The organism is Alteromonas gracilis (genome assembly GCF_002993325.1).
Taxonomy (GTDB): Bacteria; Pseudomonadota; Gammaproteobacteria; order Enterobacterales; family Alteromonadaceae; genus Alteromonas; species Alteromonas gracilis.
Window position 1 is genome coordinate 278,720 of the sequence record NZ_PVNO01000024.1, and the last position, 23,988, is coordinate 302,707.

18 protein-coding genes are annotated in these 23,988 nt (G+C 45.1%); 9 read left to right on the forward strand and 9 right to left on the reverse strand.

The window, feature by feature from the left end:
* Positions 1-75: 75 nt before the first annotated feature.
* From parE to nudF, 5 genes are all read right to left on the reverse strand, one after another.
* A complete protein-coding gene (gene parE, locus C6Y39_RS08270) occupies positions 76-1,971 on the reverse strand; it encodes a DNA topoisomerase IV subunit B (RefSeq protein ID WP_105930792.1) in 1,896 nt (631 codons plus the stop codon).
* A gap of 117 nt (positions 1,972-2,088) precedes the next feature.
* Complete coding sequence (locus C6Y39_RS08275) at positions 2,089-2,670, reverse strand: YqiA/YcfP family alpha/beta fold hydrolase (protein WP_105930793.1); 582 nt, start codon at positions 2,668-2,670, stop codon at positions 2,089-2,091.
* Between the two features lie 9 nt (positions 2,671-2,679).
* Entirely contained in the window at positions 2,680-3,504 is an 825-nt protein-coding gene (locus C6Y39_RS08280; RefSeq protein ID WP_105930794.1) for a metallophosphoesterase family protein, read from the reverse strand.
* Entirely contained in the window at positions 3,501-3,896 is a 396-nt protein-coding gene (locus C6Y39_RS08285; RefSeq protein WP_205664177.1) for a DUF1249 domain-containing protein, read from the reverse strand. The genes C6Y39_RS08280 and C6Y39_RS08285 overlap by 4 nt, the downstream gene beginning before the upstream one ends.
* Before the next feature lie 41 nt (positions 3,897-3,937).
* Positions 3,938-4,564: an ADP-ribose diphosphatase gene (gene nudF, locus C6Y39_RS08290; RefSeq protein WP_105930795.1), complete on the reverse strand. Its 627-nt coding sequence runs from the start codon at positions 4,562-4,564 to the stop codon at positions 3,938-3,940.
* 297 nt (positions 4,565-4,861) lie between these two features.
* Between nudF and tolC the strand changes: the two genes are divergently transcribed.
* The gene (gene tolC / locus C6Y39_RS08295; RefSeq protein WP_105930796.1) at positions 4,862-6,250 is read left to right on the forward strand and encodes an outer membrane channel protein TolC; all 1,389 of its coding nucleotides are present in this window, start codon (positions 4,862-4,864) and stop codon (positions 6,248-6,250) included.
* A gap of 159 nt (positions 6,251-6,409) precedes the next feature.
* Here the strand turns inward: tolC and C6Y39_RS18745 are convergent, their stop codons facing one another.
* The gene (locus C6Y39_RS18745; RefSeq protein ID WP_167390637.1) at positions 6,410-6,562 is read right to left on the reverse strand and encodes a hypothetical protein; all 153 of its coding nucleotides are present in this window, start codon (positions 6,560-6,562) and stop codon (positions 6,410-6,412) included.
* 196 nt (positions 6,563-6,758) lie between these two features.
* Between C6Y39_RS18745 and C6Y39_RS08300 the strand changes: the two genes are divergently transcribed.
* Positions 6,759-7,598 carry an ion transporter gene (locus tag C6Y39_RS08300; RefSeq protein WP_105930797.1) on the forward strand — a complete coding sequence of 280 codons (840 nt, stop codon included), beginning with the start codon at positions 6,759-6,761 and terminating at the stop codon, positions 7,596-7,598.
* 175 nt (positions 7,599-7,773) lie between these two features.
* On the opposite strand, the gene prsT is transcribed toward C6Y39_RS08300, so the two are convergent.
* Positions 7,774-10,548, reverse strand: coding sequence for an XrtA/PEP-CTERM system TPR-repeat protein PrsT (prsT, locus tag C6Y39_RS08305; protein ID WP_105930798.1), 2,775 nt, complete (start codon positions 10,546-10,548; stop codon positions 7,774-7,776).
* Between the two features lie 305 nt (positions 10,549-10,853).
* Here prsT and C6Y39_RS08310 point away from each other — a divergent pair, with 305 nt between their 5' ends.
* The 3 genes from C6Y39_RS08310 to C6Y39_RS08320 all read left to right on the forward strand — a co-directional run bounded on the left by C6Y39_RS08310 (position 10,854) and on the right by C6Y39_RS08320 (position 15,248).
* Entirely contained in the window at positions 10,854-12,641 is a 1,788-nt protein-coding gene (locus C6Y39_RS08310) for a DEAD/DEAH box helicase (protein WP_105930799.1), read from the forward strand.
* 129 nt (positions 12,642-12,770) lie between these two features.
* A complete protein-coding gene (cysG, locus tag C6Y39_RS08315) occupies positions 12,771-14,150 on the forward strand; it encodes a siroheme synthase CysG (protein WP_105930863.1) in 1,380 nt (459 codons plus the stop codon).
* Between the two features lie 144 nt (positions 14,151-14,294).
* Positions 14,295-15,248 carry a hypothetical protein gene (locus C6Y39_RS08320; RefSeq protein ID WP_240618843.1) on the forward strand — a complete coding sequence of 318 codons (954 nt, stop codon included), beginning with the start codon at positions 14,295-14,297 and terminating at the stop codon, positions 15,246-15,248.
* A gap of 127 nt (positions 15,249-15,375) precedes the next feature.
* On the opposite strand, the gene C6Y39_RS08325 is transcribed toward C6Y39_RS08320, so the two are convergent.
* Positions 15,376-16,773, reverse strand: coding sequence for a PhoH family protein (locus C6Y39_RS08325; RefSeq protein WP_105930800.1), 1,398 nt, complete (start codon positions 16,771-16,773; stop codon positions 15,376-15,378).
* 517 nt (positions 16,774-17,290) lie between these two features.
* Between C6Y39_RS08325 and C6Y39_RS08330 the strand changes: the two genes are divergently transcribed.
* Positions 17,291-18,688 carry a hypothetical protein gene (locus tag C6Y39_RS08330; RefSeq protein WP_105930801.1) on the forward strand — a complete coding sequence of 466 codons (1,398 nt, stop codon included), beginning with the start codon at positions 17,291-17,293 and terminating at the stop codon, positions 18,686-18,688.
* A 1-nt stretch (position 18,689) separates the two neighbouring features.
* Here the strand turns inward: C6Y39_RS08330 and C6Y39_RS08335 are convergent, their stop codons facing one another.
* A complete protein-coding gene (locus C6Y39_RS08335) occupies positions 18,690-18,908 on the reverse strand; it encodes a DUF4019 domain-containing protein (protein WP_276309292.1) in 219 nt (72 codons plus the stop codon).
* Positions 18,909-19,284: 376 nt separating this feature from the next.
* On the opposite strand from C6Y39_RS08335, the gene rapA reads away from it, so the two are divergent.
* From rapA to C6Y39_RS08350, 3 genes are all read left to right on the forward strand, one after another.
* Entirely contained in the window at positions 19,285-22,128 is a 2,844-nt protein-coding gene (gene rapA, locus C6Y39_RS08340) for an RNA polymerase-associated protein RapA (RefSeq protein WP_105930802.1), read from the forward strand.
* Positions 22,129-22,180: 52 nt separating this feature from the next.
* Positions 22,181-22,897: a bifunctional tRNA pseudouridine(32) synthase/23S rRNA pseudouridine(746) synthase RluA gene (gene rluA, locus C6Y39_RS08345; RefSeq protein WP_105930803.1), complete on the forward strand. Its 717-nt coding sequence runs from the start codon at positions 22,181-22,183 to the stop codon at positions 22,895-22,897.
* 165 nt (positions 22,898-23,062) lie between these two features.
* Positions 23,063-23,944 carry a DUF3530 family protein gene (locus C6Y39_RS08350; protein WP_105930804.1) on the forward strand — a complete coding sequence of 294 codons (882 nt, stop codon included), beginning with the start codon at positions 23,063-23,065 and terminating at the stop codon, positions 23,942-23,944.
* The last annotated feature ends 44 nt before the right edge of the window (positions 23,945-23,988 follow it).

Genomic DNA, 23,988 nt, shown 5'->3' on the forward strand with positions numbered 1-23,988 from the left:
TGGCGTTTCACTTTTGCTTTATTACTAGTTAGGCCTTATCTGCAAGTTACTGAAGGCATGTGCTAAAGCGGCTTTTTACAGCACTACTTCTGCCATATTACCTTTGCTTTCCAGCCAGATTTTTCTATCACCAGAGCGCTTTTTAGCAAGCAACATGTCCATCAGTTCCATCATCTCTTCCGCGTCTTCAATGGTAAGCTGAACGAGGCGACGGGTATTTGGATCCATGGTAGTTTCACGAAGCTGTAATGGGTTCATTTCGCCCAAGCCTTTAAAGCGCTGCACGTTGACTTTACCGCGCTTTTTCTCAGCTTCAATACGATCAAGAATCCCCTGCTTTTCACCTTCATCCAGTGCGTAATAAACGTCTTTGCCCACGTCTATTCTAAATAGTGGCGGCATAGCAACATACACATGGCCTGCATCAACCAAAGTTCTAAAATGACGTACAAAAAGCGCACAAAGCAAGGTCGCAATGTGTAGCCCATCGGAGTCAGCATCCGCTAATATACAAATTTTACCGTAGCGTAAACCCGACAAATCGGTTGAGTCAGGGTCAATGCCCAATGCCACCGAAATGTCGTGAATCTCCTGAGACGCCAATACCTGAGAGGAGTCGACTTCCCAACTATTAAGGATTTTACCCCGCAGCGGCATAATTGCCTGAAACTCTCTGTCACGAGCCTGTTTGGCCGAACCACCCGCCGAGTCACCTTCTACTAAGAAAAGTTCAGAGTAAGAGATGTCTTGTGAAGAGCAATCGGTAAGCTTTCCGGGTAAAGCTGGACCTTGCGTTACTTTCTTGCGGGCTACTTTTTTGGTTTGGCGCAGACGTCGTTGTGCATTGTTGATACACATATCAGCAAGCGCTTCAGCAATTTCTGTGTGCTGGTTTAACCAAAGACTGAAGGCGTCTTTCACCACACCCGATACAAACGCGCTGGCTTGGCGCGAAGATAGGCGTTCTTTGGTTTGCCCGGCAAACTGTGGGTCCTGCATTTTGGTTGATAGAATGTAGGCGCAGCGATCCCAGATGTCGTCGGGAGATAACTTAACACCACGAGGCATGAGGTTTCTGAACTCACAAAACTCCCGCATTGATTCTAATAATCCCTGTCGAAGACCATTAACGTGCGTACCGCCTTGCGCAGTGGGGATAAGGTTCACATAGCTTTCTGTCACCAAATCGCCGCCCTCGGGCAACCACATTACCGCCCAATCTGCCGCTTCTGTGTTACCGCTAAATGTGCCGACAAAAGGTGCATCAGACGGCAGTGTCTCAAACTCTTCTACCGCTTGGTATAAATAGTCTTTTAACCCGTCTTCGTAATACCATTCTTGGCTTTCTTTCGAAATTTTATTGTCGAAACGAATACGAAGGCCAGGGCTAAGAACCGCTTTTGCACGCAAATTGTGAATTAAGCGGCTAACAGAGAACTTGGCTGAGTCGAAATATTGGGGATCGGGCCAAAAATGAACCCGGGTTCCCGTATTTCGCTTGCCACAGGTATCAATAACCTGCAAATCTTCTACTTTATCGCCGTTTTCAAACGCAATTTGATATACATTACTATCGCGTCTGATGGTCACCTCAACGCGCGTTGAAAGCGCATTTACAACCGAGATACCCACCCCGTGTAAACCACCAGAAAACGCATAGTTTTTGTTTGAAAACTTACCACCGGCATGAAGCTTACAGAGAATAAGCTCTACGCCCGATATTCCCTCTTCAGGGTGGATATCTACAGGCATACCGCGACCGTCATCAATCACTTCTAACGACTGGTCTTCATGCAAAATAACTTTGATGTTAGACGCATGTCCGGCTAACGCTTCATCCACACTGTTATCGATGACTTCCTGACCTAAATGATTCGGTCGGGTGGTGTCGGTATACATACCAGGGCGGCGCTTTACGGGGTCAAGGCCGTTTAAAACCTCGATAGCATCTGAATTGTATTGATTTGACATAGTTATGGTTATTATTTAAGCCAGCGACGAAAAGGAAGTAAACAGCACTGGTATTAATCACAGTACTGCACTGTGTTTGTTTGATGTTAGCAGGGCTCGATGAGCCTGGCAATGCGCTTAGTTTAGCAAAAATTGAGCGATAGCAGGTAAGTGATTTTCGTAGCCTACAAAGCTGTGGTCACCGCCTTGCTCAATGACAAGCTGGCTTTGCGCATACTTTTCTTCAGCAAGCCGGTAATCAAGGGTTTCATCCTCTGTTTGAAGCAATACTTTGTAGCGCTCTGGCGCGCTCAGTGACGAGGCTTCCAACGCTTTTATCACTTCCATATCACTCGCGACGATTTCAAACTTTTCTTTACTGTACGGGTTTTCATGTTCGCCAATAAAGCTTTGCAGTAATTCATAAGGACGAACAGCCGGGTTTATTAGCACCGCTTTGCCACCAAACTTCTCTAACAAAAATGTAGAGAGGTAACCGCCCATGGAACTGCCTATCAGTTTAAGCCCATCTTCCAAGAGCGCAGGAGTACTTTCAATAAGCGCAAGAAGTTGGCTTTCAACCTTGCTTGGAAAGTTAGATAGCTCTGGAATATGCAATGTGACATCAGAATGATGCTTTTCGAAATAGGCTTTAGTGGCCTGCGCTTTAATTGATTTTGGCGAACTCAAAAAGCCGTGAAGATATAAAATGTGCTGCATTGTTGTCTCTTATTTTTCAACCCGTTTAACCGTTACATTCACTGCACCATCATCGCAAAGCTCTATCACCTGATAACCCGGTGCCTCGTCGCTTACACAAAATTCTACCTGCATCTTCCACTGCCAACATGTAGAGGGACTGCCGTAAGAGGGAATACTGTCTGAACCTATTGTTTGGCGTAACGGCGAATGTACATGGCCATGAATTAACGCTTTAATTTGTGAATATTGCTCAGATAGTGCCACAACTTTAGACGCATTATCCAAATAGTGCTTATCCATCCAACTATTTGACGGAAGCACATGGTGATGCAATGCAACAAGATGGTTATTCCTAGGGGCACTCACTAACGCTTGTTCAAGCGCACAAACGTCCTCATTTTTTAATTCTCCTGCCGCTGTATAAATATCACTTGATGAGCGAGTATCCAGGCCGTGAATATGCCAGCGCTGGCAAACTATTGGTTTATCGCTTTTAAGCGTCCGTTCACCCAACACCGCGTCAAAATGTGGATTGTTGTCGTGATTACCCGCCAGTACATACCATTCTATATCTGCATCCGCTAAGTAGTGGTCCATTAGCGCAGTAAAGTGCCGATAGCTTTCTAAAGAGTTGTCACCGCTAATGTCGCCTGTCACGAGCATGATTACTTTATGCTCGTTATCTCGAAGAGGCTGACTGACATTCCAATCATCCATACTTCGTTTGATATAGGGACTTACCGCATTTTGAAGCACACGCGCTAGCGAGTGGTATGGGGCAATGCCTGCATAACCTGCTTTTTCTTTATCTTTAAGTAAGTGGCAATCACTTAACTGTAGAAGGGTAATCACGCTTCAGAAGTAACGTTTGATGCATGCTGCAAACAAAAATTTAGCCATTCAGCTAAGAAGATATTAACCATGTGCTTTTCGTTGCGCTGCCGCATTTTTAAATTTGGATAATCATAGGATGGCTCAAGGGCACCTGTATTTTGGCTGTTTATGACCTCAGCCATACGCGCATCGTGATACAAGCGCACCGTCATGCTGGGCGTTAGGTATGACGGCATATCTTTCGTGGTTTGCTTAATGCTTATCGTACTGGTGTAACGAGAAGAATCGACAATGCGAATTTCATAAGACAGACCAACCCCTACCGAAAATTCGTAGCTCAAATCTTCCGTATCGCAGTCAGGCAGAATCCTCAAAACATACGAGTAATTCAGTTCGCAAAGCGCCTGCATAGACGGAAGATTAGGTACGTACTTTCGTTGATTACGTTGAGTCACGATGTCTGCCATTGCTCCAGTAGTTGAGTTTTGTGCATAAAGAACCATTGTAGCGCAATTATTGCCGCCGCGTTGTCAATATGGCCATTTTCCAACCATTCAAGGGCGGTATTCTCTTTCACCCGATGCACCTTAATATCTTCAGACTCGGTATCCAAGCCGTGGATACCGTGCGCTTTCGCCGCGTTCGTTTTCGCTATAAAAATATGTAATCTTTCTGTCGTGCCACCAGGGCTGGATAGATAACTGAGCGCTTTAGTGAGGTTATCAAGCTCGATACCCGCTTCTTCCATTGACTCTCTGTGGCACACGTTTTCGGGCGTTTCCCCTTCATCTATCATGCCTGCGATAATTTCTATCAGCCAAGGACTTGAAGATGTGGCCAACGCCCCAATTCTTACCTGCTCGATCAGTACGAACTCTTGGAGAATGGGATCGTAAGGTAGTACCCCCACTGCATGACCGCGTTCAAAAATTTCGCGGGTGACGGTGTCGCTCCATTCTCCATTGAAGCACTTGTGTTTAAATTGATATTGATTCATCGTAAAGAAACCACGATACACGGGCTTAATATCGATGATTTCTACATCATTTGAGGTAAATGAAAGGAATTCCTTGCTCATTTGCTGACACTTATGGTTCAAATAGATTTATCATACATAGTACATTTACACACCAACCATGTATATGCGTTGTAAATGCAATATTTAGGTGTGATCGAATAGCAGAAAAGTCATATTACAAGTCGTCTATTACTATAATAATTGCGTGGGTAGATCACATATTCTGTTACAGTTAAACGAATACTGTTACGAGTTTGTACTTTCGGTTTGTGGTTGAATTTTCATACACTTGGTTTTAATTAGTCGTCTCAACGAAAACACGACGACGCAACTTGAACACAACAGGAAGACGTAAGCATGAAACGAACACTTCTGTCGCTGGTTATCGGAGTATCGATGACAACTAGTGCCTTGGCCGATGACCTAATGAGGGTATATCAACAAGCACTGGCGAACGATCCATTGGTAAACCAAGCGAAAGCGCAACGTGATGCTGCGTTTGAAGGAATTAGTCTTAGCCGTGCAAGCCTGCTCCCCCAAATTTCAGGTTCGGTGGGTTATACCCATTCCGAATCTGAGCGTTTTCAACAGCTAGGTCCAGATACAATTTTCACTACCGACACCACGGTAGACACCAAGGACTACGGCATTTCGCTATCTATGTCACTATACGACCATGCAAACTGGCTAAATTTAGACCGTGCTGAGAAGGTTGCGGAACAAAGTGACGCTCAGCTTGCCGCAAGCATACAGGACGTTATTGTGAGAACAGTTACGGCTTATTTTGACGTGCTTCGCGCTCGCGATAACGTAGAGTTTGTTGGCTCTGAGAAACGTGCTATCGAGCGTCAATTAGAACAAACTCGTCAGCGCTTTGAAGTTGGTTTGACTGCAATTACTGACGTGCACGAAGCACAGGCTAATTTTGATAGAACAGTGGCACAGGAAATACAGGCTAAAAACGAGCTTGAATTTGCCCTTGAAGCACTACGGGTTATTACTGGTAAGTACCACGATAACTTATATGGCCTTAATAAAGAGAATTTCTCAGCAACCATGCCGGTGCCTGAAACCGTAGAAAGCTGGTTAGAAACCGCTGAAGATAAAAATTTAGCGTTACTCGTTGACCGTTTAGCCATGGACATTGCGAAAGAAGACATTGCGATTGCGCGTTCAGGGCACTTACCGACACTGTCTTTATCGGGTAGATACGGTCGCTCAAAAGACGAAGTTGAAGGGGAATTTATTAACGATGCGGGTCAGAGCGCGCCTGTCGCATACGACACGCCTTATCTAGACAGCCAGTCGATAGGTGTTACGCTAAGCGTGCCAATTTATCAAGGCGGCAGCGTAAGTGCTCAAACGCAGCGGGCCAAATATAATTACGTTGCACAAAGCCAAGCTACCGAGCAAACCTATCGTCAAACAGTACAATCTGTTCGCAGCTCGTTTAATAACGTGAAAGCGTCTATCTCAACTATTCGCGCATTAGAACAATCTGTGGTTTCAGCTGATAGTGCACTTAAAGCCACAGAAGCAGGCTTTGACGTAGGTACGCGTACTATTGTTGACGTATTGGACAGCACCCGTAACTTGTTTGACGCACGCCGTAACCTTGCGGGCGCTCGCTACGACTTTATTCAGTCAGTGATAACGCTTAAGCAAGCGGCAGGTACATTGACAGGTGAAGATGTGGCGATGGTTAACCGCGGTCTTAAGCCGGTACAAACCGATAGCAATGGATAAAAAATTAGGGTGCTAACAAAGCCTTAATAAGGATAAAAGGGTAGCGAGCGGCTGCCCTTTTTTATGCGCGTTAATCTCTTAGTCAAATTAGTCTCTTAGTCAAATTAATCTCTGAGCCAAATTAGTCTCTTAGCCAAATTAGACGCTTAAACAAAAGCGTTATTTTAGCGATGTGAACTTTTGTAGAGCACCCAACAGCTCGCGGTATTCATGGCACAGTGCCTGAGCATTTTGTTTGCTTAGAATGGGGGTAGATAAGCGCGTAGACACAGCGCGTAATTTTGCTTGCAATAGACGTAATTCATCATCCATGATTGTGCCCTTTATTTTTTACCTACGTTTTTAATGACTATTTTTTATTACATGCACAGGTAACGGTTTTAAAATGCGCGTGTTGCCCCAACATTTATGTCGCATTAAATGTGCAAACTGCAACTTTAGTATAACGCCAAACGAGCTTACAGCAAGCCTGTTGGTTTAGTGATTTTTCCTTGAGTGATAAATAAAAATGCAAGCCTCTGAACTTCAAAATAAATTTGAACGGATCCGCGCCAATAAATGGTTCGAAGCCTTTGTTATAAGCGTTATTGTAATTTCCGCCCTGCTTGTAGGTGCAAAAACCTACGAACTTCCCTCGGCAATGGCTTCAGTAACCTTGTTCCTAGATTGGTTTATCAGCGCTTTCTTTTTAACTGAACTCACCATTCGCTTTTTAGCCGAAAAGCGTAAGCGCTACTTTTTCAGAAGCTTTTGGAACTGGTTTGATACGCTAATCGTTATTATCAGTTTGATCCCCGCAGATGATACGGAGCTTGCGTTGATTGCACGCTTAGTGCGTGTTTTCCGTGTGCTGCGTATGATTTCAATCATCCCAGAGCTACGGATTTTATTGGTTTCACTGGTTAAAGCATTGCCTCAGCTAGGCTATGTGATGCTGTTAATGTTTATTATCTTCTACATATACGCCGCAGTGGGCAGCACGCTATTTGAGAACATTAACCCAGTGCTGTGGGGAGATATTACCATCTCGATGCTAACACTCTTTAGGATCATGACCTTTGAGGATTGGACAGATGTTATGTATGAAACCCAAGAAGTATATTCGCTGAGTTGGATTTTCTATCTCACGTTCATCTTCTTTACGGCGTTCGCCTTTCTAAACATGGTGATTGGCATTGTGGTAAACGTAATGGAAAGAGAAAATGAAAAAGCGCGGGCAGAAAAAGAAGCGGCATTGCTTGAAGAGCAAATTGCCCAAGGGCATGTAGAGCCAACACTGCACGATGTAATGAAAGAGCTGCGCGAGCTTAAAATGCAATTGTCGGCGCAGCATTCAAAGCGCGATTAGTTAAGGGCTCTGCACAAACGAGCGCACTGTAGCATGTCAATTTATGCTGCCCTTAGCCTTCCTTAAAGAGACAAGCAACACTTAACATCACATTTAACAAAGGCCACGAATGTGGCCTTTGTTTTTTACAAGTAATGTGAAGAGGAAACCAACCGCTTCGCTCTTCTAAAAGCGTTTAAAGCCCGTGTTGTTGTTTAATATTCTCCGCTCTTTGCTTTGCTGCTTCGGACGAAAATTCTCTGCTTGCTAAACGACGCTTCGCTAATGCCTCTTTATCGAGCGCAAGTAACAAGTCTACATGGTTCAAATAAACCTCATCGCTTGCGATAGGACCTGCGGAAACTTGCTCGTAAAGCGCCAACGCTGCCTCTTTATCACCTTTAGCAATATAGATTTGCGCCAATGTATCTACAGCATCTGCGTTTTCACGCTGTAAGGACACAGCTTTTTTCGCGAGCTCCTCAGCCCGTTTTAATTCGCCATCTTCAAAAGCTAAATACGCTAAGTTATTCAATACCACAAAGTTGTCTGGTGTTTTGGACAACACCTGTTCATAGGTATCTATAGCCGCCTTTCGGTCTGAGCGAATTTGACGCTCAGCCAGCAGCATGGCGCTTTGCACATCATTATTGTGAGCACCAACATGTTTCTCTAAAAAGCTAAACGCCTGCTCTTTCTTACCAGACATTTCCAGTGCTGCCACTAAAAGCAGCGCATTGTCTGAATTTGGCGTTGCGTCATAGGCCGCTTTAGCGTGTTCTACTGCTTGCTCTGGCGCCTTCTCGATAAGATGCAAACGCGCAATAATACCTCTCACAAATGGCAATGCTTTTACATCATCGGTCGTGCTATTGATAATTTCCCAAGCTGGTTTTGCCTGACCTAAACGACTATGGAAATACGCTTTCATTAGCGTTAATTGTGCGTCGGGACGCTTCGCAAGCACTTTATCGGTAAGGGCTAGACCTTGCTTAAACTGCTTCTGTGAATCAACAATTAATAGTTTGCCTAGAACCGCGTTTTTGTCTTGTGGGTAAAAGGACAGCCAGCGGTCAAAAAAGGCCGTTGCCTCTTTTACATTATTCGTCGCTATAAGCGTTTGGCCTTTTAAGTTCCAAAAAACCTGAGGTGACGATTCGTCACCCTCTACATCCGCTAACAGTGACACGGTGTTATCAAGCTGACCGTTTATCGAGTACATTCTCGCTAGTAGCAGCCTTAACTTAAGATCGCTCTTGTTCTTGTTAAATTGTGTTTGCGTGTGGGCGATAACCGCGTTGCCATCCCCCTCTTCCGCTGCCAATGCAAACCATAACGCCAATGCCTGAACATCTGCAGGGTTCTCATCAATAAAAGCGCGAATAAACGCAATAGCATTTTCTTTTTTCCCCTCGGCTACAAGAAGATTAGCGCGTGAGTACGTCACCTCGTTACCCGCATCGCTTAAACCACTTGCTTTATCGAGGTACTGAGCAGCTTCTTGATAAGCGCCCTCTGCAGTAGCAATGTTACCGAGATAGATGAGCGGGGCAGCCGTCTCTGGCGACTGCTCATGCCATTCTTTTGCGGCAACCTTTGCTTTATCTAGCTGATTCGTTGCAATATAAGCCCGCAGCAAGGTGGCTTGTGATGTCACTGACTCTGGTGCTTTCTCTACAGCCTCTTCAAGGTTCACCAAGCCGTCAATATCGTTCAGTGATAATTGAAGCACGCCAAGACGAGATAAATCTTCAGCAGTAGCGCTGACTGCCTCAGACTTTTCTACCATTTGTTTGGCGCCCACCACATTACCGTCTTTCAGTAACTGATAGCTGGCTTTTGAGAACAATGCAGCGTCAATACCCTGCTCACCTTCTACCCGAGCTAGAACTTCTAGCGCTTCGTCATTCTCACCAAGCTGAAGCATGCTATCTGCCAGCATGCGAAGGCCAGGGTGGTTATCAGGTAAACTTGATGCAACCATGGTCAAGTGTCGCTGAGCAGCCTCGAAGTCTTGAATTTGATAAGCACTAAAACCGGCCACTAGGCGAACAACTTGATCGCTTCTACCGTTTTGTACAGCAATCTCTAGATGCTCTAATGCTTTAGCATAATTTTCATTAGCCGACTCGATAATGCCTTTAAAAGTATTAAGCAATGGGTGGTTTTCGTTAAGGGTCAGCAAGTCATTAACAATAGGCGCTGCTTTTTCTAAATCTCTAATCTCTATTAACAACGCGGCATAAGCGAACTTGCTGGTCACGTCATCTGGAAACTGACTAACATAAACACCGTAAACTTCGGCTGCTTTTTCAGGCTCACCGTTTTGAAGATATATCTTGGCGAGCTGCTGAAGCACATCTTTATTTGTAGGCGCTTGTTCGCGCAAGGCCTCAGTGGCAGCTAAGGCGCCTTCCATATCGTTATTTAAAACGAAGACGTAGCTATCAATAAGCCCTTTATATACTGAGCTGGTGTCCAAGGTAGACAAATCAGCAAGGAGTGCCTGCGCTTCCTCTGTTTTGCCTAGCTGCATTAGCGCCTGAAGCTTATAAAACCCCACTTCCGCTGACTCCACCGCTGTCATGCCTTCTGCTCGGTAGTCCAACTCAGAAAGGGCGTTCTCTGCCCCCGACTGTTGATAAGCGACCGAAAGAAGCGGAATGACCTGACTCACGGGGTGCCCCAGGTCCATTGCCTTGTTAAGCTCTTTTTCCGCCGCAGCGAAATTATTTTGCTGTAAATATAGTTTACCTAATTCGAAGCGCGGCTCAGCCGCATTGGGCGCCTTTTGAATTGCGTTTTTGTACTCAACAATCGCTGCGTCGAGTTGCTGCTGAGAAGCATAATTTCTTGCGTCAGCCAGATGGCTTTCCATAGACTTTTCACTACAGCCTGACAAAAGTGCACTGGTTAACATTACTGCCAACGTGGTGCGCTTAATTAATTTATTTGTTTTATGCTTTGTCATTGTAATTCCTTGCCCTTCCTCAAATTTTTATTGTCACACTGCTGCACAATTGTAAAAAGCGCCCATCACACTGCTTATTATTTCATCTAATTTGTGCAATTTCGTGGCAACCTGTCCATTATTCGAATATAATATGGGTTTTTGCAACACTGCTGGCAAGCATATCGCGAAATACGCTAAAAATACGCTACTTAAACTCGCCTCATGTGCTAGTTAATCGCTGTATAGCGTCTTGCGATAATAAACCGCTGAATTCGGTTTAATCGTATGCCGCACCCTCCTTACTTAATGCACCAGGACCCTTAATGACAACAACTGTCGACATGACATTTAAAGACCTCAATCTACCAGAACCTATCTTACAAGCCCTCGAAAAAGTTGGCTACGAGAAACCGTCACCTATTCAAGCAGAGAGCATCCCTCTTCTTCTTAATGGTCACGATTTACTCGGTCAGGCACAGACAGGGACAGGAAAAACCGCTGCGTTTGCCCTGCCTATGTTGGCAAATATCGATCCTGAGCAACGTAAGCCGCAATTACTGGTATTGGCCCCAACCCGTGAACTAGCTATTCAGGTTGCAGAGGCGTTTCAGGTTTATGCGAGCTTTAGTCAAAAAATTAAAGTACTTCCAGTATACGGCGGCCAGTCGTACGACAACCAAATTCGCCAGCTTAAGCGTGGCGTACAAGTTGTTGTTGGTACACCAGGACGTATAATCGACCATATCAAGCGCAAAACGTTAGACTTAAGCGAGCTTAAGTATCTTGTGCTTGACGAAGCAGACGAAATGCTTCGCATGGGCTTTATTGATGACGTAGAGCTTATACTTAGCCACGCACCAGAAGAGCGCCAAACTGCGTTGTTCTCTGCAACGATGCCTGGCCCAATCAAGAAAATTACAGAGCGCTACTTGAAAGATCCTAAGCACGTAAAAATTGCGTCTAAGGTAAGTACTGCAAGCACTATTCGCCAGCGTTACTGTCAAATCGCGCCACATCACAAACTTGAAGCGTTAACTCGCATCATGGAAGTGGAAGTGTTTGACGGCATGATTATTTTCGTGCGTACGAAAACCGCTACTGTTGAGTTGGCAGATAAATTGTCAGCCCGTGGTTACGATGTAGAGCCGCTAAACGGTGATATTCCTCAGGCTGCTCGTGAGCGCACGGTTGAAAAGCTTAAACAGGGCAATATCGATATTCTTGTTGCTACTGACGTAGTAGCTCGTGGTCTTGACGTTGAGCGTGTAAGCCACGTTATTAACTATGATATCCCGTATGATAGTGAGTCTTACGTTCACCGCATCGGTCGTACTGGTCGTGCTGGACGTCAAGGTGACGCCATCTTATTTATCTCTCATCGCGAAAAGCGCCTGTTGTTCTCTATTGAGAAAACCACTAAGCAGCCTATTGAAGCAATGCCAATTCCTTCAATTAGCGAAATCAACGAAACACGCTTAAGTCGCTTCAAGCAATCGGTTACCGAAGCAACACAAGACGATAGCATTGAATCGTTAATGCCTATCGTTGAGATGATTAAAGCAGAAAACGAAGCATCTCCTGAAGTGTTAATGGCTGCTTTGCTTAAAATCGCGCAGGGCGACGAACCGTTAATTCTTAAAGAAACTGATCGCCCAGACATCAACAGCAAGCCTCCTCGCGATAGCCGCGAAAGAAGCAGCCGCGATGGTCGTGATGGTCGCGAGAGAAAACCGAAAGTACCACGCGGAAACCGCAAGCCAGAAGAAGGCATGCAGCGCTTCCGTATCGAAGTTGGTCATGTTCACGGCGCTAAGCCAGGTAACATTGTTGGCGCGATTGCTAATGAAGCGAATATCAACTCTAAGCACATTGGTGCTATCGAGATTTACGATAACTTCAGTACTGTAGATCTTCCAGACGGTATGCCTAAAGAAACACGCGATACCCTTTCGGGCACGCGAGTGGCAGGTCAGCGTCTAAATATCCGCGAATGGTCTGACACGCCTCCACCTAAACGTGAAGGACGTGGCGAACGCCCAAGTCGTGCAGATAAAGCACCTCGTGGTAATCGTGAAGATCGCGGCAGCCGTGAGCGCAAGCGTAAGAACTAAATAACAAAACTACAAGCCTTTATATAACCATTAGTAATATAAAGGCTGTTTTCGTTGTTTTCTAAATAAAAAGAATTGGCGCAAAATAGTGTCAGTTCTTTTTTTGTATTTGAAGCTATTAAAACCTTTATGGATTACTTTCCGTTATTTCTAGACGCTAGAAAGCTCAATGTGCTTATTGTTGGGGCAGGCGAAGTCGCGGCCCGCAAGCTTGAGCTGATCATGAAGACCCCTGCCACTGTTACTGTGATTGCACCTTGGGTATGCGACACCGTTAAACTGATCGCACAAAACGAGAAAGTAACCCTCATTGAGCGCGAATTTGAAGATAATGACCTTGCTAGCAAGGACATGGTTTTCATAGCAACCGATAAACCTGAAGTAAACCAGCACATTCACGACCTTGCTCGTGCCAACAAAGTTTTAGTAAATGTGGTTGATAATACGCCACTCTGCCAGTTTATTACGCCTTCCATTGTTGACCGCTCTCCTATTGTAATTGCGATGAGCAGTGGCGGTGTGGCACCTGTGCTATTACGCTATTTGCGCCAGAAGCTTGAGACTGTTTTACCAGCAAACTTAAGTAGACTCGGCTCTTTCTCAGAGAAGTTTCGCGACAAAGTAAAACAAGCGCTTAACGGTGTGACTGCGCGCCGCTATTTCTGGGAGGATGTTCTCGACGGTGACATCGCCGAAATGGTAGAAAAAGGGCAAGATAAAAAAGCAGATGAAGCCTTCGAGTTAGCATTGCAGGCAGCAGCTGAAAACAAGAAAGTAGAAGGTCAGGTATATCTGGTAGGTGCAGGCCCGGGTGACCCCGACCTCCTGACATTTCGCGCATTGCGACTTATGCAAAAGGCTGATGTTGTTGTGTACGATCGTTTAGTATCACCGCAGATTCTTGAACTTGTACGTCGTGATGCGGAAAAAATCTATGTGGGTAAAGCCAAAAGTAATCACACCCTCCCGCAAGACGACATTAACCAGTTGATGGTTGATGAGGCCAAAAAAGGCAACCGTGTTGTTCGTTTAAAGGGCGGCGACCCGTTCATATTTGGTCGTGGTGGCGAAGAAATTCAACCCCTTATTAAACACGGCATTGAGTTTCAAGTTGTGCCAGGGATTACCGCCGCAAGCGGCGCATCGAGCTATGCGGGTATTCCGCTTACCCATAGAGACCATGCACAATCTGTGGTATTTGCTACGGGGCACTTAAAGAATGGTACTATCGACCTTAACTGGCCTGCCCTTGCGCAAAAAAGCCAAACGGCGGTGTTTTACATGGGCCTGACCGGGCTTCCCATCATCTGCGAAAAAATGATAGAGCACGGTCTAGATGCCACAACACCAATTGCGCTGGTACAGTCAGCAACCACTGAAAAGCAGCAAGTGCTGACGGGTACTCTGCAAAACATTGTCGCCAAGCAAGAAGAAGCGCAGCTTCAACCGCCTACACTCATCATAGTGGGCAGCGTTGTAAGCCTACACAACGAACTCAACTGGTTTTAAGAATAAGCAGGTTGGCGCGTTACCTATACGGTTACCTTGTTTTTTGCGCTCAGCAACGCATACTCAGTAATACGAAGGTAATATCGAGTAGGCGTACGCACTGTGGTTTACAAAAACACGCAATCTGGTTCATGCAGCGCTAGAGTGAGTTTAAAAATAAAGTCCTGTTTACTGATAGCTGGGCTTTTGATTTCTCCTTTGTCACAGAGCGAACAGCTTAAATTCGTTAAAAAGCAAACCGAGACGGGCGTCGCGTTAAGTTATGAGTGGCTAGATGGAGACAATACTCTTCAATCTATCGCTTTCGAGATACCGTCTGAGGCGTTAAACGAAGCGCCTACTCAACAACCCAACTACAAGCCAAAGATAGCCCAGCGCTACGTCACAGTTGCCCTTATGGAAGAGGCGAAAAAAATAAACCCTAAAGAGGCTCGCGTAAAAATTTTGCCAAAGCGTGAGTCAATTAATATCGAAGTAAGAGGCGCTAATGAAGAGCTGGTCGAGAAAATACTGAGCGATTTAAAAGCTGTTCAGCAACGAGAATATAACGAATATCTACACACCCATTATTTTACGCGATTTACTACCCTTTTTAATCAACAAGCCATCAAGCCAGACCATGCGAGGTATGCAGTTGAGTCGGTCAAACCTTTGGTAGCTGCGTCTCAGGCCTTCTATGAAAAACTCGAATCTCAGTCAGACTCCAGAGCATATTTTTCACTGCTTCTTGGCTGGATACAGAGTATTCCCTATGACACCTTAGAAGATAGGGTTGTCAGCAATGGTTCTGGTTATGCGCCGCCAGTTAGCGTACTTATGCAAAACCTGGGGGACTGCGACAGCAAAGCGGTGCTCACGTCGGCTATGGTTAGAGCGTTTTTGCCCTCTACAAAAATGATAATGGTTTTTCTACCTAATCATGCGTTGCTTGGTATTGCACTAACCCCAATGGTTGACGATAGAACTATTGAGTACGACGGCGACACTTATGTTTTGTATGACCCCACTGGACCTGCGCTCATTCCTTTTGGCCAAGTGTCTGAAGATACTGAACGCCATATTGTTACAGGCCGCTATCAAGTGGAAATTATGGAGTAAGCTGGCTAATTATCTCTCTTGCATTAAAGCAAACCGTAAATGAATCAGTTTATTCTCAGATAAAAAAAGCGCCTAAAAAACAGGCGCTTTCCTTTTTAAAAACCGAAAGAGCAAAGTAAAAATAAGCTTACAAATTCTCTTCGGCAAAACTCGCAAGTCGACTTCTTACCACACCGTCTAGATTAATGGTGGCACTGCCTGAAAAGTCTTTAAACTTCTCAACTAAGTAGGTCAAGCCCGAAGTCACCGCACTTAAATAGTTACTGTCTATTTGTGCCAGGTTACCGCCTACAATGAGCTTAGTTCCTTCACCACAACGCGTAATAATAGTTTTGAGCTGTGATGCGGTTAAGTTTTGCGACTCATCCAAAATCACAATAGCATTTTGGATGCTTCGACCACGCATAAAGTTGACCGATTTGTACTGAATGTTGGCTTTTTCCATGATGTAGTTCATAGAGCCTTTGGTATTTTCATCGTGCTTGTGCAGTACCTCTAAAGAATCAGTAATCGCTGCCAGCCAAGGCAACATTTTTTCTTCTTCCGTCCCCGGTAAGAAGCCGATGGACTCGGCAATTTCCGGCGTACTGCGCGTCACAATAATTTTGTCATACATGTTGCGCTCAACAACCATTTCAAGGGCTGCGGCCAACGCAAGCAACGTTTTACCGCTACCGGCAGGTCCCGTCAGGATAACCATATCAATATGGGGGTCGAGTAATGCGTGAAGCGCCATGGCTTGACCGATATTTTTAGGTGTAATGCCCCAAGCATGACGCCCCATTAAACGCTCATAGCCTAAATCGAGTATTTCTAAATGGTCGTTGGTGATCTCTTCTACAAGTCCCGCAAATTGCTTAGTTTCATCAAGCAAAAATTCGTTTACGTATGCCTCAGGCAGCATAGATTTAGGAATAGTATGAATGGTGTCGCGACCTTCAGTGCGGCTGTCTACACTTTTCACACTTTCCCAGAAATTGCCTTCAAAAGTATGGAAGCCACGGGATAGATACTTGATATCGGTTATAAGTTGGTCTGTGCGATAATCTTCAACATGAGCAAGGCCCGCCCCTTTCGCCTTAAGGCGCATGTTTAAGTCTTTAGTCACCAATACCACTTTTTGCGGCGCGAATGTCTTTTGCAGGTGCAACGCTACGTTAATAATGCGGTTGTCGTTCTCATTGCTAGTGAAGACCTGCTGGGCCTCAACCATATTGAGATCGGCAAATATAGATAGGCTACCTGTAGGTGCCGTTTGACCCGCTCCCAACCCTTCCATCGAAACACCGGCAAGCATATCTTCTGGTGTTGCGTCATGGAGTAAATCCTCCATTGCCCGAATAGATACCCGTGCATCACGCGCCACGTCTTTTTTACTGTCTTTGATATAGTCGAGCTCTTCCAATACGGTCATTGGAATAACAACATCATGTTCTTTAAAAGAGAGAAAAGCGTGAGGTTCGTGCAGCAGGATATTGGTATCGAGGACGTAAATCTTAGTATCGGTAGAATTTTTTCTTGGCATCCTTTACTCCGGTAAATAAAGCCAGGTTAGGCGTATTGTTCAATTGTGAACGCACTAACAAGCTACAGTTACGGTTGTAGGAGAATGCCGCTCGAAACAGGACTTCTTCCCCTACTCGCGTCGACTGAGAAGCAGTACTTCACTTTCTGCCTCAAAGGTTCGTTCGTGAAATTCGCGAACCCTTAATTCCACCATAATCCAGTTTTTAAGAATTAGCACTGTTTTTCTCTTTTTTATTTTTCGTAAGAGCAAGTGACAAGGGATGAACATTCTCACGTCGTTATATAAGAGAGGAAAGTGCTTTAATCCCGCATTGAAATAGAAACAGACATACTTGTTTCGTAACAAATACTCACACTTTACCGACATTTAGCGCTAATTTAGCTGCGTTTATAAAGTCCAAATACGCTAAGGTATAGTTGTTGAGGTGATGAGTTAAAAAGGGGGCTAACCAGGTGCCGCAACATCCCAACAATGTGAATGCATTCAAATTAATAATACTCAGGGAAAGAAGGTTATGAATTGGTTTAACATCGCAACAATTAAAACGGCCATAAGCATGACAATAGCGCTACTGGTGTGCTTTAGCGTTGAAATTGCATGGGCGAATAGCCAAGCGCCCAAAGATACTCCCTCTTCTAACATGCTAATCCACATTGAGAAAAGCACGGCTGACACGGTTGAGAAATGGGAAGTCACTTACACATTAACTACGCCAGCCAAAACGTTGGCTTTTGTTAGAAACCCAGATACATCAAGAACAACACGTTGGTTAGCGCAAGATAGCGATATTGAAATCGTTTTTGATGACGCCAAGCACCAGGAAGTTGTGCGCTCTAAGTCAGGTAAGTCTTTCTCTGCCGTGTCTTTTGCACTGACGCCTACATACAAACACTTGGGCAAAGATTACGCGCCATTTTCTCCTTTTTCTGACGGTGGAAATGCCTTTCATTCTGGGCGACTGTTTGCTTGTGCTAATACCTGTACTGAAGAAGATAATAAATGGCAGCTGACACTCAATATTCCCAGTGATGAACACATTGTGTTGAATGGCAAAGTAACGAAAAACAGCGTGTCGTGGACAGATAACAATAATGGAAGGGTTGTGTATGTGGGTAAGCAAGAGCCAATTATTACCAATGATGTGGTTGCCCTAATTGACCCTGGACTTCCTGAAAGCATCAAAGTTTCGCTAGAAGAAGACATCCCCAACATGATGGCGTTTTTTTCCCATTCTCTTAATCCGCTTAAGGGTGAAAAGCCTATGCTACTTGCCTCTTACGCAAACATAGATGATCACTCTAGACAAGGCGGCACACTACCTAACCAGATATTTATGCATTGGAACAGACAAGACTTAAATGAGCAGGCCGATAACAGCAGCTTTGTTAACCAAACACTGTGGTTCTTTGCTCACGAAGTCGCACACCTATATCAGCCCGGCAATACCGAAGGTGTATCAGAAAACAAGGAGCAGTCTTGGCTGCACGAGGGCAACGCCGACTACTTTGCCGCAATCGCCATGAACTTCCTCTATGAAGACGCTAATAGCTACGTTGAAAGTCGAATAACCCGCGCTTTCGAGAGCTGTACTGAAGGGCTGGCGCAGACTACGCTGGCTCAAGCTTACAAAAACGGGCACTTCAATCTTTATTATTCATGCGGGATGATAATGCACCGTGCCATCGATAGCGTGGTGCAGCAAAAAACGTTAGGTGAGGAGTCGCTGTTCACCGTATGGAAGCGACTTCAAAAAGCAGTGAATAGTGGCATGCCGCCTGGCACAGCGACGTTCTTAACCTTGTTAGAACCGTACAATGCACCTGAACTTATAAAAGCCATCAACAATGCAACAAGCGATGATGCTTTAAAAGCCATTCAAGGGATTGAGACTTTGTACCAATTTCCTGAGTAGGCTACTTAATGAAGTAGCCTATTGCTTTATATTCGCCATCAACTTCCACCATAGAAAGGGTATCTACTTTCATTGTGGTTTTTGAATCAAAGTCAGTGGTGAAAGACAAAATCAGATAGTTTCCTTTAGGCAATCCCGGCAGTGAAGTTGACGCTTGTGCTAACGCGACTTCCCTCGATTTGGCTGCTTCCAAAGGCTCCCTGACTCCATGCCTTAGCATTGCGAAGTTGTATAAGCTTTTGACTGTCTACTTTCATATCCATCTCGCGCTTCCTCCTGTTAGCTGCGCGTCACATACGTTAAAAACGTAACGCAGTTAACAGTAAGAAATATCCATGTTCAGTGATACGACAGTTTTACGCCAACCCTGTGACAAAGCAAGCCTGATGGGCACGTTAACGTTCTTATTCTTTTGCTACCAGCATTCTCGTTGTTAAGTAATGAAGGCCTAGTAGTGCTAATCGTCTTGTTGACGCGTAGGCATAGGTATTCGATTACGCTCCCACCTGCAACCGTAAATCAAATGAGCTAGTATTAATGACTTATCACAACGCAATGCGTACAATACCGCCCCCCGAAATATAGGTTGGTAATTTATGAGTTCAGATAGTCAATTTTCAGTTGGTCAACGCTGGTTAAGTAATACAGAAATAGAACTGGGGTTAGGAGTCGTAATTGGTAGCGATTTCCGTTCGGTTGAAGTGCTATATCCAGCAACGGGCGAAGCGCGAAAATACACCAAGCAAGATGCGCCGCTAACACGACTGATATTTGAAATTGGCGAAACGGTAAAAAGCCAAGACGGCTGGGAAATGACCATTACCGAAAAAGAAGAAAGTCAGGGGTTATTCGTTTATCACGGGCTTCGCGAAGACACCAAAGCGCAAGCACGTTTACCTGAGACGATGTTAGACAGCCACATTCGCTTAAACCAACCTGAAAAGCGTTTGTTCAGTCAGCAACTAGACAATCCAAAATGGTTTGACTTGCGTGAGCGCGCGCTTGATCACCAATATGATTACCTTCGCTCTAGCACTATCGGCCTTGCCGGTGCACGTATCTCCTTAATTCCCCACCAGCTTCACATCGCCGCAGAAGTAGGCGGTAGACACGCGCCTCGTGTATTGCTTGCCGATGAAGTAGGCCTAGGTAAAACCATTGAAGCCGCACTGATCATTCATCAGCAGCTAAAGACCGGCCGTGCAAGTCGAGTACTCATATTGGTTCCTGACTCACTAGTGCATCAATGGTTAGTGGAAATGCTCCGTCGCGTAAATCTTCCTTTCGCTATTTATGATGAAGATCGCTGTGAAGCAATTGAAGAAAGTGAAGCTTCTGATGATGGCGAGGTCAATCCTTTTGAAAACGACCAGCTTGTGCTTTGTAGTATCGACTTCTTAAGCAAAAATAAAAAGCGTCAGCAGCAAATTCAAGCTGCAACTTGGGATTTAATGGTAGTTGATGAAGCCCACCACCTTGCTTGGTCCAGCGAAGCGCCATCTGAAGAGTATCAGTGTGTAGAAGCGCTTGCTAACCAGACACCTGGTGTGCTGTTACTGACTGCAACGCCTGATCAACTTGGCCACGAAAGCCACTTTGCTCGCTTGCGATTATTAGACCCAGCGCGTTTTCACAGCTACGACGCTTTCTTAGAAGAAGAGTCAAAATACAGCCAGTTAGCCGACGCAGTAGCGCCTTTGCTCTCTGACGCCGAACCTAACGAAAAACAACGCAGTAAACTCAATGAATTCGCACCAGATGTAATGGCACATGCTGGCGATCTAAGCACATCAGAAAACCGTCATGCGCTGCTGCATCAACTGATCGATTGCCATGGTACAGGGCGGATGCTGTTCAGAAACCGCCGAGCCAATATTGAAGGGTTTCCGATACGTAAATTAAACGCCTATGAGCTTGCTTTACCCGACGTTTATTCAGACGCGGTTAGTGGCGGTGACCTAACCTATTCACTATACCCAGAACGCATGGCAAGCGTGGTGAACAGCTGGACTAAACTCGACCCTCGCGTTGAATGGCTGCTTGATTTCATGCAAAGCGTTAAGCCAGAAAAAATTCTGCTTATTTGCGCCAGCGCTCGCACGGCACAAGAACTTGGCGAGGTCATTCGTACCCAAACCGGTATTCGCCATAGCGTATTTCACGAAGGCATGAGCATTGTTGAACGCGATAAAGCGGCGCATTACTTCGCGGATGAAGAAGACGGTGCACAAATTTTATTATGTAGCGAGATTGGCAGTGAAGGCCGTAATTTCCAGTTTGCTCATCACTTGGTGTTATTTGATTTACCAATAACGCCAGATTTACTTGAACAGCGAATTGGTCGTCTTGATCGCATTGGCCAAACACAAACGGTACAAATCCACGTGCCGTATTTAGCAAAAACCGCACAGCACGTATTACTAGACTGGTATCACGAAGGGCTTAATGCCTTTGAGAAGACCTGCCCTACCGGTTCTGGCGTATTTGATGATGTTAAACCTCTGCTTATTGGTGCGTGTTTACATCCTGACGATATAAGTGCGCGAGATGAGCTAGTGAACATGAGTATTACGCTAAATAGTCAACTCGTCGCCCAGCTTGAAGCCGGACGGGACCGTCTTCTAGAGCTAAATGCGTCTGGCGAGGGACGTGTAGAGCAACTACTTGAGGACATTATTGCGTTAGATACAGAGCAAGATCTCTCCCGTTTTATGGGCCGTGTATTCGATGCTATTGGCGTACAGCAAGACGAGAAAGGTAACGACTGTTTTATTCTTATGCCAACGGAGTCTATGGTAAGCCAGCTCCCAGGCTTAGATCCAGAAGGCATGACAGTCACCTACAAACGCCGCATTGCCACCACCCTAGAAAACGTTCAGTTTTTAAGCTGGGACCACCCGCTTGTTCATACTGCCATAGATGTCGTACTTACTGATGTACATGGAAAAAGCAGTATGGGCTTTATTGCAGAGCCGTCTCTGCCTAAAGGCGCCTACTGGATAGAAGCGTTATTCGTACTTCAGGCACAAGCCCCCAAAGCATTGCAGCTTGGTCGTTTCTTGCCACAAACGCCAGTACGCGTATGTTTAGATGCGCAAGGAAACCCTTCAGATTTAAGCTTTGATGTTAAGCGTAAGATTGGTCGCAAAATCTCGGCGCAGCTTTTAAAAGCACTGCAACAGCCCCTAGAATTAGCTATTGAGAAAGCGCGCAAGCTTGCCCATCAGCAGGCAAATCAAAAGCAACATGATGCGCTTAACAACATGCACAACACACTAAACGAAGAAATACAGCGATTGCGCGACCTTCAAAAACGTAATCCTGCTGTTCGTGACAGTGAAATTGAATTTATTGAAACGCAAATGAATGCGCTGGATAAAGTTATTCAAGAAGCAGATGTTGAGCTAGACGCGCTGCGCATAGTCGTTAATAACCCGTAATATAACGCGTGGCGCTGAACGCTTTAGTTGCACGTCAAGTAATGAGAAAATAATGGCAAACCCGAGCTTTGTTTATAACCCACCTATGACGCCTTATCTTGATATTTTGTATCAGGATGAGGATATGGTGGTCATGCATAAACCGAGTGGGCTTTTGAGCGTGCCGGGTAAAGCGTTAGAGCATCGCGATTCGCTTATTAGCCGAGTAAACCGTGTATACCCTACCGCAACTGTGGTCCACAGGCTGGACATGGCGACCTCGGGTATACTGGTATTGGCGCTTACTAAAGAGAGCCATCGTCACATTTCAAAGCAGTTCGAATTAAGGCAAACCAAAAAGCGCTATTTTGCTCGTGTTCACGGCCATATTGAAGCCGATACAGGTGACGTTGATCTGCCGCTTATTTGTGATTGGCCTAATAGGCCAAAGCAAATGGTTGACTTTGAGCGCGGCAAAAAAGCGATGACCCGTTTTGAGGTGGTAGAGCGAACTTTGGATGAAAATGGGCGCCCTTACTCTTTAGTGGCACTTTATCCTATCACAGGGCGCTCACATCAATTACGAGTACATATGCTTGCCTTGGGGCATCCAATTTTGGGAGACAGGCTTTATGCTCACGACGAGGCACTTGCTATGGCGCCTCGTTTGCAGCTTCATGCTCAAAGCTTAAGTTTCTGTCACCCTACACAGGGCCAATGGCTTCATTTTCAAACACCAATTCCCTTTAGTCAGCATCGCCCCAGTTCGCTTTCAGTTGAAACACAATAGGCTCGTTGTTTGCGAAACACCAAACCGAAAACCTAGTTCATTATATTCGGCCCCCCCTTTAGTTTTCATTTTATTTGCCGATAAAAACTAGAATTGTAATATCTCGTTGTTTCACAGTATCGAAGATATCATCGTTGAGAGAATGAAAAGGCATAGCACGCTTATATGAACAGGAAATCCATCACCTTCTATTTTTTTGTCATGGTGTCTATGTTCCCTGTGATAGCTTACGGCGACTTTTTCAATGATGTGAGCAATGCTTATCTTCCAGGGGAAGTTAAATCAATAATGGTCGGTGAGGCAGAGGCCCCCATTATTGAGGTAGAGGCAAAAACCCCTTTATCTCTTGGTACTGCGATTATCTTTACCGAGCCTTTTCCCTCAAGCCTTACACTCGCAGAGGGCAACAGCCTTGCCGACTTGCTCGCTGAAAAAGGATGGCACGTAGTAATTAGCCCCGTAAACTTGCCTTTAGCCCCTAAGCCTTCAGCAGATGAGGCAGCCGCTAGCACTCCAGAAGATGATGCAGCACAAAACAATCAAGCTGACGAAGCAATACACCCAAGAAGTAATCAACTTACTCAATACCTTAATTTCGAAACAGCTACGTCTGCATTAATCTTGCAGGTCAACGCATTGAATAATTATTTACAGAACCGCTCTGGCTATCGCATGGTGATTGCGCAAGGCATGCTTGCCGCGACCTATTTCTCGGCGGCAGAGCTACAACCTAATTTACATCCTGACACCTTCATCGCAATCTCACCTTTTTGGCCTGAAGATACGACGAATAATCTGCTGGTTGATACCATGGCAAAAGCGGAATATCCGGTTTTAGATTTATCACTCAGCGCGTTTAACGATTGGGAAGCAAGTACAACATTAAAAAGGAAAATAAGAGCAAAAAATGAACTTAAAATACACTACAGGCAGATAACGATCCCCAGCAGCTTTTTAGCCTTTAGTATAAAGGAAACTCAAAAAAACCCGCAAATTCAGATAATTGCAAATAATATCATTGGTTGGACACGTCATTTAGGCTGGTAATTCTCTCGTCTTAAGCCTAGTCTAAATATTCACCCAAAACAGAC